Origin of the sequence: Nocardiopsis salina YIM 90010 (genome assembly GCF_000341025.1) — a bacterium.
Lineage (GTDB): Bacteria > Actinomycetota > Actinomycetes > Streptosporangiales > Streptosporangiaceae > Nocardiopsis > Nocardiopsis salina.
Genome location: NZ_ANBF01000112.1, coordinates 1 through 15,753 on the forward strand (window position 1 = coordinate 1; position 15,753 = coordinate 15,753).

Below are 15,753 nucleotides of genomic sequence, written 5' to 3' on the forward strand. Positions count from 1 at the left end.
CAGACCGCGGCCCAGCGGGAAACTGCCGACGTGGCGGGGGCCTGTCAGGACCGAGGACAGCACTGCTCCGTCCCGGTTGGGGCTCGCCGCCGAGAGACCGGGGTTGTGCTTGGGGATCGGCAGCGTCGCCACCACGATCGCGGCGACGAAGAACGTGAGGCCGTTGAGGTACAGCGCGATGTCGGCCTCGGGGTTGGCCAACGACGGTACGAGCGCACCCAGGATGTTGCTGACCGAGGCCAGGGCCGCGAAGAGGAGCGCGGCCACCGGTGCGGTCATGTACCCGGCCAGCAGGGTGAGGCGGTTGGCCTCGGCGAGCTGGCGGCGCGGCACGAGGCTGGGGACCGTGGAGTCCTTGGCCGGGGTCCACAACAGGGCGACGACCTCGGCGAGCAGACTCGCCATGAACAGCCACTGCAGCGCGAACCCGGGCCACAGCAGGCCCACGACCGGGATGGACACGTAGAGCAGCCCGCGCACGACATCGGCGCCGACCATGGTCCAGCGGCGGGGGGGCTTNCGAGCTTGATCGCCACGACCGCGGCCACGGCGAGATGGCCCGCCAGGGGCGCGGCGTCGGCCGTGAAGATCACCGCGAGCGACATCAGCGCCAGCAGGCTCAGCCAGTCACCCAAGCTGGAGAGGGAAAGCGAGATCCACAGCCTGCGGAAGGATGTGATCGCCAGGACGTTGCGCGCCTCGGACGGCGCTCCCAAGGGTGCAGATCTGCTCATAGCGCTCACGATTATCGATGAGGGGAGAGGGAACCGCGGGCCGATCGACCCGCGCGAAGTATTTCGGTGGGCATTGACGGGCTTCGCTTACGTTTCAGCTTTCCCGTCCGCCTCACCCAGACTAGTACGGCGCGGCAACACGCACAGTTCACGATCGTCACGAGGGGATCTCGGACACGGCACGGCCCGCCCCCGCAAGGACGGACCGTGCATGTGCGTACCGGTGGCCGGATCAGGCGTCCTCGGACCCCTTCGAGCCGCTCTCGGGTTCCCCGGTCTTCTTCGCGGCCGGCTTCTTGGCCGTCGACTTCTTGGTGGTCGAGGCCTTCTTCGTGGTGGAGGCCTTCTTCGTGGTGGTGGTGCTCTTCTTCGCCGCGGTCTTCTTGGCCGGGGCCTTCTTCTTGGCAGGGGCCTTTGCGCGGCGCTCGGCGAGCAGTTCGGCGGCGCGCAGGTCGCTCAGGGACTCGACCTCGTCGCCCTTGCGCAGGGAAGCGTTGATCTCTCCGTCGGTGACGTAGGGCCCGAAACGGCCGTCCTTGACGACCATCTTCGCACCGGAGGCCGGGTCCTCGCCGAGCTCGCGCAGCGGCGGGGCGGCGGCGCGGCGGCCGCGCTGCTTGGGCTTGTCGAAGAGCTCCTTGGCCTGCTCCGGGGTGATCGAGAAGATCTGCTCCTCGGTCTCCAGGGAACGGCTGTCGGTTCCCTTCTTCAGGTAGGGGCCGAAGCGGCCGTTCTGGGCGGTCACCTCCTCGCCGTCGACCTCGCCGACCACGCGGGGCAGCGACAGCAGGCGCAGGGCGTCCTCGAGCGTGACGGTGTCCAGGTCCATGCCTTTGAACAGGGAGCTCGTGCGCGGCTTGACCTTGGCCTTGCCCTTGGGCTTGGTCTCGCCCTCGGCCGGCTCCTCCAGCACCTCGGTGACGTAGGGGCCGAAACGGCCGGTCTTGGCCACGACCGCACGCCCGGTCTCGGGGTCGGTGCCGAGCTCGCGGTCGCCGCTGGGCTGGGCGAACAGCTCCTCGGCCTTCTCCTGGGTGAGCTCGTCGGGCGCGAGGTCCTCGGGCACGTTGACCCGTTCGCCGTCGCGGTCCAGGTAGGGGCCGTAACGCCCGACCCGCAGCAGGATGTCGGTGCCCGGTACGGGCACGGAACTGATTTCCTTCGGGTCGATGTCGGCGAGTTGGTCACCGACGAGGTCCTTCAGCCCGACCTCGGACTCGCCCCCGGAGGTCTCGCCGCCGAAGTAGAAACGGCGCAGCCACGGCAGGCTCTGCGCGTCGCCCCGGGCGATGTCGTCGAGCACGTCCTCCAGGCGGGCGGTGAACTCGTAGTCCACCAGGCTGCCGAAGTGGCGCTCCAGCAGCTGCACCACGGCGAACGCCAGGAACGAGGGCACCAGGGCCGTGCCCTTCTTGAACACGTACCCGCGGTCGAGGATCGTGCCGATGATCGAGGCGTAGGTGGAGGGGCGGCCGATCTCCCGCTCCTCCAGCTCCTTGACCAGTGTCGCCTCGGTGTAGCGCGCCGGCGGGCGGGTGGAGTGGCCCTCCGCCTCCAGGCTCTCGGCCTTGAGCGGTGCGCCCTCCTCCATCGAGGGCAGGCGGCGCTCGCGGTCGTCGAGGTCTGCGGCCGGATCGTCGGAACCCTCCACATAGGCCTTGAGGAACCCGTGGAAGGTGATGACCTTGCCGGTCGCGGTGAACTGGGCGGTCTCACCGGCACTGGAGGTGCCCTCGATACGGACCGTGACGGACTCGCCGACGGCGTCCTTCATCTGCGAGGCGACGGTGCGCTTCCAGATGAGCTCGTACAGGCGCCCCTCGGGACCGTTGAGGCCGGCCTCGGCGGGCGTGCGGAACGTGTCGCCCGCCGGGCGGATGGCCTCGTGCGCCTCCTGGGCGTTCTTGACCTTCTTCGCGTACACCCGGGGCTTGTCCGGCAGGTAGTCCCCGCCGTACAGGCGTCGCACCTGATCGCGCGCGGCCTTGACTGCGTTCTCCGACAGCGTCGTGCTGTCGGTACGCATGTAGGTGATGTAACCGTTCTCGTACAGGCGCTGGGCGACCTGCATCGTCTGCTTGGAGGACAGTCCGAGCTTGCGGGAGGCCTCCTGCTGCAGGGTCGTGGTACGGAACGGTGCGTAGGGCGAGCGGCGGTAGGGCTTGCGCTCGACCGAACTGACCGCGAACCCGGCCCCGTCCAGGCGCGCGGCGAGCCCGCGGGCGGCCTCCTCGTCCAAGTGGTGCACGTCGCGGTCGGAGCGCAGCGCACCCTGCGGCGTGAAGTCGCGGCCCACGGCCACCCGGCGTCCGTCCACCGACAGCAGGGTGGCGGGGAAGGTCGCGGGGCCGTCGGAGGCGCCGGAACCGGTGGCGTCGAAGACCGCCTTGAGGTCCCAGTAGTCGGCGGAGGTGAAGGCGATGCGCTCGCGCTCGCGCTCCACCACCAGGCGGGTCGCCACCGACTGCACGCGGCCCGCCGAGAGCTTCGGCATGACCTTCTTCCACAGCACCGGTGAGACCTCGTAGCCGTAGAGGCGGTCGAGGATCCGACGCGTCTCCTGTGCACTGACCAGACGCGTGTTGAGTTCGCGGGTGTTGTCGGCGGCGCGGCGGATCGCGTCCGCGGTGATCTCGTTGAAGACCATGCGGCGGACGGGGATCTTCGGCTTGAGCTCCTCGCGCAGGTGCCAGGCGATCGCCTCGCCCTCGCGGTCCTCATCTGTTGCCAGCAGGAGCTCGTCGGCATCGGCCATGAGCTCTTTGAGCTTCTTGACGTGCGCCTTCTTGTCGGTGTTGACGACGTAGAGCGGCTCGAAGTCGCCGTCGACGTCCACACCGAGGCGCGCCCAGGCCTGACCCTTGTACTTGGCCGGGATCTCTGCGGCCTTGGTCGGCAGGTCACGGATGTGACCGATGCTGGACTCCACGACGTAGCCGCGACCCAGATAGCCGGCGATGGTCTTCGCCTTGGCGGGGGACTCGACGATGACGAGCGCGGTGCCCTCGCCCTGACGTCCGCTGTCCTTGGAGCCGTTCTTGCCGGCGCTGCCCTTCGTGGCTGGCACGCTGTTCCCCTACGTCTAGCCTTACCTGATCTGTTCGGCTGTGGTCCGCCGGTGTTCCGTGGGAACCGACAGTAACCGAATACCGGGCCCTCCCCCGTCGGTGGGACTCCGGGGCGTGCCCCGTGCGCACGGGAGACGTCTCGCCACGGTCGCCCGGACCCCACCGGCACCCGCAGAATAAGCGTTCGAGGCACCGGTACCGGCCCGTAACCCCGAACAGCGCCGATGGCGGTGGGGGCCTCAGCCCTTCCACCGCCTCTGTCGAGCACCCGGAACGCCACATCAAGGTGATTTCGCTCACACTTGTCGACGCTCGCTCTGCCCGCTACCGAAATGCGGCGAGTCCTCCCGGATATTCCCGGGAGGACTCGACTGTGTTCCACGCCTTTTCTCGAGTGGAGGTCACCCCGCTCCCCCGCGGTCCACCGCGACATCTGCGAGCAGGGGTGCGGAGGCGACCACCCTCGACGGGGCCGCTCCCGTGGTGGAGTGCCTCAGGTCTCCCGCGGTCCACCGCGACCTCCGTGACTCAGACGGAGGCGGGACACCTTCGCGCTCCCACGGTCCCGGCCTGCACACCGGGACCTGCCACGCTCACGGCCCCGAGTGGGGCGTGCGCGGATCCGGACCTACAGGCCCAGGCCCGTGGCGCCCAGCAGGGCATCAACCGGGTTGCCCTGCTCGGCCGCAGGGGCCTCGGGCAGCTCGGCGCCCTCGAGCATCTCGGGGGCCTCCTCCAGCGGGGTCTCCTCGGCAGGCGCCTCCTCGACCGGCGCCTCCTCGGCAGGCGCCTCCTCGACCGGCGCCTCCTCGACCGGGGCCTCCTCGGCGGGGGCCTCGTCGAGCGGGGCCTCCTCGGCGGGGGCCTCGTCGAGCGGGGTCTCCTCGGCCGCCGGCTCCTGCGTCTCCTCCAGCTCGTGGTCGACCGGCAGCTGCTCGGAGACCGGGACCTCGGGCAGCTCGTCCACGACCGGCAGGCCCTCCAGCGCGGACTGCTCCTCGGTCGCGCTCTGGTGCTCGACGCCGGCTCCGGTGTCGGTCGCGTTCGCTCCGGCCGCGCCCAGGACACCGATGCCGTTGCCCGTGGCGTTCACCGGAACGTCCAGGTCACCCACCAGCTGGTTCCCGCCCAGCACCGAGCCGTTGCCCGACGAACGCACGTCGTTGTGGTGGTCCTTGACCCCGGCCCCGGTGTCCGTCGCGTTCGCACCGGAGACGCCCAGGGCGCTGATGGCGTTGCCGGACAGGTTGACCGGGACGTCGCCGTCGACCACGGCCTGGTTGCCGCCCAGCAGCGAACCGTTCCCGGACGTGGCGATCGAGTGGTCATGGCCACCCTTCGGCGCGGACTGCTGGAGCACGCCGGCGTCCACCCCGGAGGTGTCCGCGGCGGGCAGCAGCTCCGCGTTCTCGGCGGCCTCATCGAGCACGTCCGTGGCGGAGACGTCGCTCGGCGCGGACTGGTGCTCGGTGGGAGCGGACTGGTGCTCGACGCCGGCTCCGGTGTCCGTGGCGTTGGCGCCCGCGGCGCCGCCCAGGGCGCCGACCGCGTTGCCGGTCGCGTTCACCGGAACGTCCAGGTCGCCCACCAGCTGGTTCCCGCCCAGCACCGAGCCGTTGCCGGAGGAGTGGATGTCGCTGTCACCGTGGTCCTTGACCCCGGCCCCGGTGTCCGTCGCGTTCGCGCCGGCGATCCCGCCGACCGCACCGACCGCGTTGCCGGACAGGTTGACCGGGACGTCGCCGTTGACCACGGCCTGGTTGCCGCCCGCGAGCGAGCCGTTCCCGGAGGTCGCGGCCCCGCTGTCGGCGAAGGCCACCCCGCTGCCCAGGGCGACGAAGCCGGCCGCCAGGAGCAGGGACTTGGCGGATGTGCTGGCCCACTGACGCATGTGGGACTTCCTTTCGAGAGTTCGGGATGTTCGTTCTGCTGTTGCTGTGCTGAGAAGGTTGTGCCGCCGGACCCGGGCCGTCCGTTGCCCCTGGCTGGGGAACGGCGCCCCGGTCCGGCCGGGGAGCATCCGGTCGGCCGCGCACCTGGGCGGTGCGTGTCTGCCGGGTCGAGGAGCGCGCCGCGACCGGTGTCCACTGGAGGTGGCCCGGCGCCCGCGCCCTGTCCGATCAACCCCGCCCCTTCCGGGGCGGCGGCTGACGTGAACCCCGCGAACATGGCTTCTGACCCGTGCTGCGGGACTCGCGTCAACCCCCGGGCCGCGCGGCGGCGGCCCGGGAGGCCGATCAGGCTCCGGTGCGGCGGCGCAGCCCGAAGACCAGGCCGGCACCGACGGCGACCGCACCCACGGCGGCGGCGATCAGGCCGACCAGCGGGCCGCGCTCGGTACCGGTGTCGGCCAGCTCCGTACCCGCCGGGGAGGCGTCGGTGACGGGCTCGGCCTCACGCTGCTCCTCTGCCCCGGGCGCCTGCTGCTCCTCTGCGGTCTCACCGGGGACGCGCATCTCGTCGTCGGACTCGGCGGGCTCCTCACCGTTGTCGGTGCCGCCCTCGCCCGGGTTCTCCCCGCCGTCCCCGGGGTCGGCGGGGTCTGCGGGCACCTCACCGTCCTCGTCCGGGCCCGGGTCGACCTCACCCGGGTCCTCCTCGTCCGGGGCGGGCTCCTCGGGCGGCTGCGGGGCCTCGGTGCTGGAGGCGTCCTCGTCCTCCTCGCGGCCGTCCGTGCCCTCGTCCTCGGAGCCGTCCTCGACGGAGGCTTCGGAATCGGTGCAGTTCGCGCCGGCCACACCGAGCAGGCCGACCGCGTTGCCGCAGAGGTTGACGGGGGCGTCGACGTCGGCGCCCACCTGGTTGCCGCCGCCGATCGATCCGTTCCCGCTCGTGGCGGTGTCCGCGAAGGCAGCGCCCCCGGAGGTCATCAGGAAGCCGGCAGCCACCAGAGCGGCGATGCGGGCGTGGGTTTCATGGGTCATCGCATGTCCTTAGGTCAGCGAGAGAAGAGTTGACTGGAGCCACTCGTTCGACCGCGGACGGGCGTGACCCGGGCGCTGGGGCCGGGACTGGGGGCGCTACCCGCCGCAGAGGGCGGGGCGACTGTGCGCAGGCGCACTGACCGGCCGCGGTCGAGGAAGAACGCGGCTAGTCAGGGGAGTACGACGGGTCGTCGGCAGCGTCGCGGACCACGATGTCGGGGTCCCCGGGCATGACGACCCGCAGCGCCCGGGGAGCCAGGTGATCGGCCCGGGCGGTGAGGAACCCGGCGGCGCCGGGCGCGGGGAAGCTCGGCGCGGAGGCGCCGGTGGAGTCCGTCCCCGCAGAATGCTGGCCACCACCGGCGATGAGGCGGATCCGCTCCGCCTCGTCGTCCTCGTCGGAGGAGGCGTGGCCGGCGGCCTCGGCGGCCGCGGCCTNGCGGCGTTCTCCGACGCGGGAGCCTTCTCGCCCCGCTCGTCGCCGCGCCCGTTGCTCTCCGGCCCCGTGGAGCGTTCGCCGTCGTCGTCGGTGGTGCGTGCCTCGTCGGCGGTGGTGTCGTCGCCGTCGACGGACACACCGACGGAGCGGGCCGAATCGGTCAGCCCCTCGGTGACGGTGTCGACCAGGGCGGTCTCGCCCCGCAGAGAGCTGTCGGTGGAGTCCATGGCGCCCTGTCCGGTGCGGGCCAGGCCGGTGACCAGCTCACCCGCGCCGCGGGCGGTGCCGTCGACGGCCTGGGAGGTCTCGTCGACGACCCGGCCGGCCTCGGCGTTGGTGTCCTCGAGGGCTTCCGAGACTCCGGAGTCCTCCAGGGACCCGTTCACCTCCGCGGTGCCCTCGAGGGATTCGGCGACGCCGGTCTCCTCCAGCGTGTCCGCGGGAAGGGAGGCCGCCCGGGAGGCGGTCCCCTCGGTGACCTCGCCGGTGGTCTCGGCAACCTGGCCGGTGGTCTCCGCGGCCTGCGAGGCTGTGTCGGAGATCCGGGAGTCCCGGACCTCGTCACCGGCCTCCTGTCCTGCCTGCTCGGCGGTTTCGTCGAGCTCCAGGACATTGTCGACGAGCCCTTCGGACTCGGAGGCGGTGTCACTGTGGGCGACACCGATGCCCCCGGCCAGCCACGCGACGGCGACGATGCCGGACAGGAGCAGCAAGCGGGCCAGAGCGTGGGAGCTGCGGGCAGCGCGACCGGTCGTGACCGGCCACCCCTTGCCCACGAGCACCATGGATGCCCCTTTCCTCGCTGCTGCTGGACGGTCCCGAATGGCGGCACCGCCGCGGTCGCACGGCGGGGTCGGGCCGTCCGCACACACCTGTTCCGGTGGTGAGAGGAGCTCCAACCCCTTGAACTCGATGCAACCGTAGCATCACGTTCCGTGACTGCGCACGGGATTACCAGGCCGGACCGAGAAGATCTCGGCCCGGCCGGTGGGCGTATCGGGGCAAGCTGCCCCGAGGCGGACGGCTCAGCTCATGCCGACGAACCGGTCGAGTACACGCACACCGAACTGGAGGCCGTCCACGGGCACCCGCTCGTCGACGCCGTGGAACATCCCGGCGAAGTCGAGCTCGGGCGGGAGCTTCAGCGGAGAGAAGCCGTAGTTGCGAATCCCCAGGCGGTGGAAGCTCTTGGAGTCGGTGCCGCCCGAGAGGCAGTACGGCACGGCCTTGGCGCCCGGGTCCTCCGCCAGCAACGACTCCGACATCGCACTGACCAGGCCGCCGTCGAACGAGGTCTCCACGGCGGGTAGGTGCTGGATGAACTCACGGCTCACCTTCGGGCCGAGCAGCTCGTCGAGCTTGGCGAAGTACTCCTCCTCGGTGCCCGGTAGGAACCGGCCGTCGACCTGGGCGGTCGCCTCACCCGGGATGACGTTGGCCTTGTACCCGCCACCCAGCACGGTCGGGTTGACGGTGTTGCGCAGCGTCGCACCGATCATCTTCGCGATCGGTCCCAGGCGGGCGACCGTGCCCTCGACGTCGCGCTCGTCGAAGGGGATCCCGAACTCCTCGCACACCTCCTCCAGGAACGTGCGCACCGTGGGGGTGAGGTGTACTGGGAACTCGTGCTCGCCCAGGCGCGCGACCGCCGCCGCGAGCTCGGTCACCGCGTTGTCCCGGTTGGTCATCGACCCGTGGCCCGCCGTGCCGCGCGCGGTGAGCTTCATCCACGCGATGCCCTTCTCGGCGGTCTCCACGAGGTACAGGCGGCGGTTCTCCTCCATCGTCACGGAGAACCCGCCGACCTCGCTGATCGCGGCGTCGCAGTCGGCGAAGAGCTCCGGGTGCTCGTTGACCAGGTACTGGGCGCCCCAGGTACCGCCCGCCTCCTCGTCGGCCACGAACGCGAGCACGATGTCGCGCGGGGGACGGCGGCCCTCGCGCAGGCGCTGGCGCAGCATCGCCAGGACCATCGCGTTCATGTTCTTCATGTCGACCGCGCCCCGACCCCATACGCACCCGTCGGCGACCTCGCCGGCGAAGGGGTGGTGGGTCCAGTCGTCGGCGGCCGCGGGGACCACGTCGAGGTGGCCCTGGATCAGCAGCGGCGGACGGCCGGAGTCCTCACCCGTGATGCGTGCCACGAGGTTGCTGCGCCCGGGGTGCTTCTCGTGGATCTGCGATTCCACGCCGACCTCGTCGAGACGGCCCGCGACGTACTCGGCGGCCTTGCGCTCGCCGGGGCCCGAGTGGTCGCCGTAGTTGGAGGTGTCGATCTCGATGAGCTCCCGGCAGAGGTCGGTGACCTCGGCCTCCGCCGCGCTCAGGTCCTTACCGGGTTCGGCCATCTCTGCACTCCGTCCGTCCGCACCTTGTGCCCTGCTTTCCCACAGAACACTGCCACGCGGACCGCCGCCCGGAAAACATGGTTCGGGCACCCTCGCGGCTTTGCTATGGTTGAGGTGTCCGGAGCGAGAGCCCCGGAACAAACCACGTCCGGGTGGCGGAATAGGTAGACGCGCTAGCTTGAGGTGCTAGTGCCCGTTAAGGGCATGGGGGTTCAAGTCCCCCCTCGGACACGAACCATTTCCCCATATGGGTGGTTGAGACTGCGGTGCGGGTCGAGGTTCACCTCGGCCCGCACAGTGTTGTGTGCAGGTTGGTAGCGCAGCCGCAGGCCAAGCCCCTCGTAGACCTCGGCCTTGTCGCGGGGGTCGGCGTGGTGGAGAACATCGGCGATATTGCCGAGCGCTTCAACGATGTTCATGATGTCGTCCTTACTCATCCGGCCTGATGTCTGCCCGCTGCGGTCGAGCTTGACCTTGGCAGCCGAGCGTTGGGCCTGGGTCTCTTTCATCCATTCGGTCACCAACGTCGGATCGGCGCCTGCTTCCAGTGCGGCGCGGTGTTGGGCGAGTTTGCGATCGCATTCGGCAATCGACTCGTGCAGCCGGGCGATCTCACGAGTGTGGCTGGTCTGCTGTTCCTGTTGAGCGCTGGCGAGCGTGTCCAGGGTCACTGCGAGCTTGCCGGGGGCGAACTCCGCGGCGATCCACTCATCCAGAGCCGGGACTAGGTCGCGTTCGCGTAGGTAGACGTTGCGCGGGTGATGCACCCTGTTGGCTAGGGCATATTCCTGCGGGTAGCGGCACCGGTAGTACGGTTCGTCGTTGGTCCAATGCCCCTGCATCCTGCGATCGCACAGGCAGCACACGACGACTCCTCGGAACAGGTACGGATGACGGGTGCGGTGCACCTTGTGCTCCCCACCCCGCGTGCGCCCGCGCGAGCCCAACAGCGTCTGAACCTGGCCGAACTCCTCCCGGCTGACGAGCGGCTCATGGACGGGACGGTCCGACCACACCCATTCGTCGTCGCTGTTCCAGCGCAGTTTGGTCTGGTGGCCGAGCTGGATGTCGTTGACGTCCAGCAGCACCTCGTCCTTGCGCTGCTTGGCCCAGACCTGGTGGCCGGTGTAGCGGGGGTTCTTCAGGATCGCGCGCACCGCTCCCTTGGCCCAGGCGACCCCCTCGCGGTGTGGGTTGCGCTTGCGGTCATGGGCCGACGGCGAAGGGATGCCATCGCGGGTCAGCCCTTCGGCGATGGCGAAGATGCCCAGACCGGACAGAAACTCGGCGAAGATCCGGCGAACGGTCCCCTCGGTTTGCGGGTCGGGCACCAGCTTGTGGAGTCGCTTGCCGTCGGCGGCCTTGGACGGGTTGGGGTGCGGGCCGGCATCGGCGAGCTTGTAGCCATAGGGCGGGCGACCGCCGAGGAAACGCCCTTCCAGTTGCGCCATGGCGGCCATGGCGGCACGCACTCGCGTCTTGATCCGTGTGCGCTCTCCCTTGGAGATGCCGCCGTACATCGACATGATCAGTTCGTGGGCTTCGTTGGCGGGGTCGATCGCCCCACCGATCTCAGGGACCCACAACTGGACGCCGTAGTGCTCGAACATCGGGAAGGTCATGGCGAACTGGTTGCCGTAGAAGGCGCGCTGGGGCTCACCGACGACCACCGCGTCGAACCCGCGGTTGGGGTCTGCGAGCAGTTCCAGAAGCCGACTGGCTTCGGGACGTCGTTGCGGGGGGACCGAGCGCGAGTGGTCGATGTCGAAATACTCAGCGACGATAGCCCCGTTGCGCGGTTCGATGAGGCTAAGGGCCCGCTGGCGCTGCCAGTTTCGGGAGGCTTCTGGGTCTTGGTGGTCTTCCGTGGAGACGCGCCCTAGAAAGGCGAACTGTTGTGGCTCGAGCGTCATGGCCACCCCTCAGCTTCCTGTTCGTCGTGCGTACGCTTTGCGAATGATCGTGAGTAGCGCGCGGGCAGCCTCGGGAGTCAGTTGGGGAGACTCTGACGGGAGCTCTACACGCACGGGTTCGGCGCCCGATTCGCGGCGCTTGCCCTCATCAGGGTAGGGGCCACCACGACCAGGATCACAACGTTTCAGCTGGTCAGAGCACGTTTTTCGCCTTGAGGTCATGGCATCCTCACCGGGAGGTAAGAGCGTTGCCGCGGCATGCCGTCTGCGGCGCACTGCTTGATCACGGCACCTCCCATCGGGTCCTGCCGATGCCGCCGGTACTCGCACCACTGGGGCGGCGGTTCCATCCCGACCGGGGCGGCAACGTCACGGCCAGGGCGCCTGGATCTCGAGGCCTCCGTCCTGTCCGGCTGAGAGCCCATCCCTAGCGCACCGCTCGCCTCGTGTCGTCGAGAACGTCGTACCCTCGCGAAATCCTCACGTCGAGACTCCAGGATCGATGCTCCGGCCCACCGCACACGAGGGACTCATGACCGACCACACCCCGACCACCACCCCCACCTCAGAGACCGAGCCGCTGCACGCACGCCTGGTCGAGCAACTGCGCGAGGCGGGGTCCATCCGAAGCCCACAGGTGGAGGACGCCTTCCGCACCGTGCCCCGGCATGCCTTTCTGCCCCACGCGACGGTCGAGGAGGCCTACACCAACGCGCCGGTGCACATCAAATACGACGAGACCGGCAACTCGATCAGCTGCGGATCCCAACCCGGCATCGTGGCCATGATGCTGGAGCAGGCTGCCATCGAACCCGGCATGCGCGTGCTCGAGCTCGGCGCCGGCACCGGATACAACGCCGCCCTGCTCGGCCACCTGACCGGCCCGAACGGATCGGTCACCACCATCGACGTCGACACCGACCTCGTCGAAGAGGCGCGAGCCCGCCTGAAGGAGCACGGCGCGACCAACGTCGAGGCCGTGCTCGGCGACGGCGCCCTCGGCCATCCCGGCGACGCCCCCTACGACCGCATCGTCGCCACGGTCGGCTCCCACGACGTGCCCCGGGCGTGGGTTGACCAGCTGGCGCCGGGCGGGCGGTTGATCATCCCGATCCGCATCGCCGGGGACGTGAGCCGCTCCATCGTTTTCGAGGCCAATGGCGACCACTGGACTTCGGTGGACAGTGCACTGTGCACGTTCATGCCCCTACGCGACAGTGTCGGCGACGACCGACGCACGGTCCTAGCCGCGGACGAGGACGCGACAGTCCAGGTGCAAGCCAACCAGGATCAGAGCATCTACCCCGAACAGGTGCGCGGCGTCCTCGCCGAGCCCTCCAAGGCCGTGTGGAGCGGCGTCACCTTCGGCAAGGGCCAGCCGCTGGACACCCTCTGGCTCTGGCTGGCCACGCACCTGCCCAACCGCCTCTCGCGCATGCCCGTCCAGCGCACCGCCATCGACACCGGCCTGGTCTCCCCCGGCCTGCCGTGGGGCGACATGGCCGCAGTACCGATCGATGAACGCGGACTGGCCTACCTGACCATGCGCCCCGACCCCATGGGCAACAGCCGCCACGAACTCGGTGTCATCGCCCACGGCCCCGCCTCCCAACCCTTGGCCGAAGACATGGCTGACCTTGCCCGCGAATGGGCCCCCCACCGCCACGACCAGCTCACGTTCACGCTGTCCTACGCACGGGAGAGTGACGCGCCCACGCTCACGCGCCGGGTACTGCACCGGAAGCACTCCACCCTCCTCGTCACCTGGGAGCCCGCCCGGTGAATCAGGACCGCTGGTTCCCCCTAGTGCCACGCAAGCGCCCGCCGGCCGAGCCGATCGGCACACGGGTGGAACGCATCCTGCGCGACGCCGCGCTCGCACGCACGAGTCAGGGCCAGGAAGCCGCAAACGGACTGGCACGGGCCTTCAACGGGGCAGCCCTGATCGCCTCGGACGCCCACATGCCGGACCTGGCGCGCACGTGGTGTTGGGAGCACGCCGAGCACCATCTCGGTGATCTCCCGCTCTCCCGCGACCGCGCCTGCCGGGCGCTGGAACCGGTGGTGAACCTGGCCCGGCTCGAGATCCGGGCCGGGCGCCCCGACCACGCCTTGGACATCTTGGAAAGACTGCTGCGCGGCCTGCGTGAGGGGACACCGGTGCGGGTCCACGACCGCGTGCTGCCCTTGGACCGGATCACTCGGACCGAGAGCGAACGGGTCGAGGTCTACCGATGGGCGTGGGCCGTCTACCTGGGCGATGGGATGCGGGCGCTGGCTACGCAGGGGCGATGGCAGGACGCCGCCGAGCAGGCACGTCTGCTCGGCGGCGTCGGGCAGAGGTTGTTCGACGGGCGTCAGGTCACCGTCCTGTCCCTCATCGCCGGCGGAGAGACCGAACAAGCGCTGAGGCTAGTCGACGAGAGCGAGATCCGAGAACCCTGGGAATGCTGCGTCCAGCTGATCCTGCGACTCCGCTGCAACCAGGAAGCGGAGGGAGCAGAAGAGCTGGTCGAAACCATCCGCACCCTCAGCATGCCGCTGTTCGCCACTCGGGCCGGACTCTCCATGCCTTGCCTCCTTGCCCGCGGTCGGCCTGTGGTCGGCGAGTTCCTGGTCTGGCTGGTGGAGACCGCATCGACGGACGGCTACGCGGCTCGGGATCTGCTGGATGACGCACGCGCTGCTCTCTCTGGAACCCAACACGAGAGTCTGGCGAAAGTGTGTACCGAGGCAGGGCTCGGGCCGAACACCCTCCCCGAGAACATCCTCAACCAGGTACGCCATGAGCTCCAGGAGTTGTCACAGGACGGATGGGCTCCGCAACGTGCGCTCCACAGTGAAAGGTGAACGGCTGTTCGAGATCAGGTTGGCTGTGCCCGAGGACCGCACGTGCGTCGCCGGCATGATCCACGCCCGTTGTGACTGGCTGGAGCAGCGGGAGTTGCCGTCCTTACGCCGGCGCGTGGACCTGCTCGCCGAGCAGTGCGGGGACGGCACCGTGTGGGTGCTGACCACCGGCGACGGGGAAGTGGTCGGGTGCACGACGGTGCTCGATCACGGCCCGGCGCGCGATTGGACCGAGGCCGAGCGCCGTGAGCCAGCGTTGTACCTGTTCTCCACGGTCACCCACCCTGACTACCGGAGCCTCAAACCGGGCACGGTCATCGCGCACTGGGCGGTGGACCGGGCTGCCCGGCAGGAGCGGACGTGGGTACGGCGCGGGTGCCTCGACCCCCGGCTACGGGACTACTACCAGGCGCAGGGGTTCCACCTCGTGCGGGACATCCCCGTGCGAGTCGGGACACTGCACGTGATGGCCCGGCATGCACAGAAGCTCGACGTGCCCCTTCCCCAAGAGGGCTGACACCCGGCGCTCCTCCCTTCCGCAGGCTGACCGCGTGGTCTGGCTCCTCAGGCCCGTTGAGGTTGCCGCGCATGGCAGAAGGGGCGCCTCGAAACCTTCCGAGCACGGGGCGTTCCTCCCAGGCCAGGCCACAACCAGTGCGTACCTAACACGCTCGTGGTCACCGGAACCACCACACGCCTGCGCGACCGACCTCTGGCGTGGAACAGTTTCCTCGACCTCAGGCAGGCGCCAGCCAGTGTTCGCCCGGGGGTCCGCCACGCCACCCTCGCCAGCGTCATGGACTAAACCCGCACCTGGCTGGACACCCACCGCGCCGACACCGACGTGGTCGATCCCGAGCTCGGACACATGGCCCAGGCCGCCACCGAGGCCGGGGTGGGCTTCTCCTACCTGCACATCGTCACCGACAACCTCAACGGCACCCACGCCCACGGCCTCTGACAGGGAGACCGCGTCCTTCACCTACGACACCGGCAACAAGGTCGGCAGGGGATCACGCCGCGGAGCCTGATTCTCCGATGGTGAACCGCTCGACGGAGGCGAAAGCTGCACACTTCCGAAAGGCCATGGGGCATTACTGTCGCTAAGCGCGAACAAACCTGCCGAGCTGTACACCCGAACGCGCCCACCCGCGTCAAACTCATGCCGGCCGCCCCGCACGCCCCTGCCCCCGGTCGCCGGACTCCCCCGATCCGACGAACCCACAGGAGAGACCTGTGTCCATCCGAACCATCCTGGCCGCTGCGGGTACCGCCGCGCTCGCCCTGGGGCTGACCGCCACCCCCGCTCTCGCCGACGAACCCACACAGGCTGGCGACGAGTGCAAGCGCACCGAGCTGCGCGAGACCGTCGAGCTCGACGGCGGCATCGTGCTGGAGTGCTCGCTCGAGCGCGGGTCTGCGGACCCGGTGTGGCAGATCATCGTCGATCCCACCGAGGAACCGACCGACCCCCCCC

At 69.8% G+C, this 15,753-nt stretch carries 9 protein-coding genes, 1 tRNA gene and 1 pseudogene; 5 read left to right on the forward strand and 6 right to left on the reverse strand.

All coding sequences use genetic code 11. The features are described from left to right. The 5 genes and pseudogenes from D474_RS30425 to D474_RS0112190 all read right to left on the reverse strand — a co-directional run. Positions 1 to 734: pseudogene (locus tag D474_RS30425) on the reverse strand (dTMP kinase); the annotation flags it as partial. A gap of 232 nt (positions 735 to 966) precedes the next feature. Beyond that, the gene (topA, locus tag D474_RS0112170) at positions 967 to 3,801 is read right to left on the reverse strand and encodes a type I DNA topoisomerase (protein WP_017613841.1); all 2,835 of its coding nucleotides are present in this window, start codon (positions 3,799 to 3,801) and stop codon (positions 967 to 969) included. A gap of 629 nt (positions 3,802 to 4,430) precedes the next feature. Continuing rightward, entirely contained in the window at positions 4,431 to 5,693 is a 1,263-nt protein-coding gene (locus tag D474_RS0112175) for a hypothetical protein (RefSeq protein WP_017613842.1), read from the reverse strand. A 346-nt stretch (positions 5,694 to 6,039) separates the two neighbouring features. After that, positions 6,040 to 6,726 carry a chaplin family protein gene (locus D474_RS0112180; protein ID WP_017613843.1) on the reverse strand — a complete coding sequence of 229 codons (687 nt, stop codon included), beginning with the start codon at positions 6,724 to 6,726 and terminating at the stop codon, positions 6,040 to 6,042. A gap of 1,464 nt (positions 6,727 to 8,190) precedes the next feature. Continuing rightward, on the reverse strand, positions 8,191 to 9,513 hold the full coding sequence (locus D474_RS0112190; RefSeq protein ID WP_017613845.1) for a M20/M25/M40 family metallo-hydrolase: 1,323 nt from the start codon (positions 9,511 to 9,513) through the stop codon (positions 8,191 to 8,193). Between the two features lie 146 nt (positions 9,514 to 9,659). Between D474_RS0112190 and D474_RS0112195 the strand changes: the two genes are divergently transcribed. Beyond that, a tRNA-Leu gene (locus D474_RS0112195) sits at positions 9,660 to 9,744 on the forward strand. Here D474_RS0112195 and D474_RS30985 read toward each other — a convergent pair. After that, entirely contained in the window at positions 9,726 to 11,426 is a 1,701-nt protein-coding gene (locus tag D474_RS30985) for a recombinase family protein (protein ID WP_026118418.1), read from the reverse strand. The two genes, D474_RS0112195 and D474_RS30985, sit on opposite strands and share 19 nt — an antisense overlap. 532 nt (positions 11,427 to 11,958) lie before the next feature. Between D474_RS30985 and fxlM the strand changes: the two genes are divergently transcribed. The 4 genes from fxlM to D474_RS0112225 form a co-directional block, all read left to right on the forward strand. Beyond that, a complete protein-coding gene (gene fxlM, locus D474_RS28470; protein WP_083931797.1) occupies positions 11,959 to 13,209 on the forward strand; it encodes a methyltransferase, FxLD system in 1,251 nt (416 codons plus the stop codon). Then, the gene (locus D474_RS28475) at positions 13,206 to 14,276 is read left to right on the forward strand and encodes a hypothetical protein (protein ID WP_193374002.1); all 1,071 of its coding nucleotides are present in this window, start codon (positions 13,206 to 13,208) and stop codon (positions 14,274 to 14,276) included. The genes fxlM and D474_RS28475 overlap by 4 nt, the downstream gene beginning before the upstream one ends. After that, positions 14,266 to 14,793 (forward strand): GNAT family N-acetyltransferase, encoded by a 528-nt coding sequence (locus D474_RS0112215; RefSeq protein ID WP_017613848.1) that lies wholly within the window; start codon positions 14,266 to 14,268, stop codon positions 14,791 to 14,793. The genes D474_RS28475 and D474_RS0112215 overlap by 11 nt, the downstream gene beginning before the upstream one ends. A 719-nt stretch (positions 14,794 to 15,512) precedes the next feature. Next, positions 15,513 to 15,753 (forward strand): hypothetical protein (locus D474_RS0112225; protein ID WP_026118420.1); only part of this gene is annotated, 241 nt, incomplete at its 3' end.

Coding starts and splice junctions, on each gene's coding strand:
- D474_RS0112175 (WP_017613842.1), bottom strand. CDS start 5,693: ATGCGTCAGTGGGCCAGCACATCCGCCAAGTCCCTGCTCCTGGCGGCC.
- D474_RS0112180 (WP_017613843.1), bottom strand. CDS start 6,726: ATGACCCATGAAACCCACGCCCGCATCGCCGCTCTGGTGGCTGCCGGC.
- D474_RS0112190 (WP_017613845.1), bottom strand. CDS start 9,513: ATGGCCGAACCCGGTAAGGACCTGAGCGCGGCGGAGGCCGAGGTCACC.
- D474_RS30985 (WP_026118418.1), bottom strand. CDS start 11,426: ATGACGCTCGAGCCACAACAGTTCGCCTTTCTAGGGCGCGTCTCCACG.
- fxlM (WP_083931797.1), top strand. CDS start 11,959: ATGACCGACCACACCCCGACCACCACCCCCACCTCAGAGACCGAGCCG.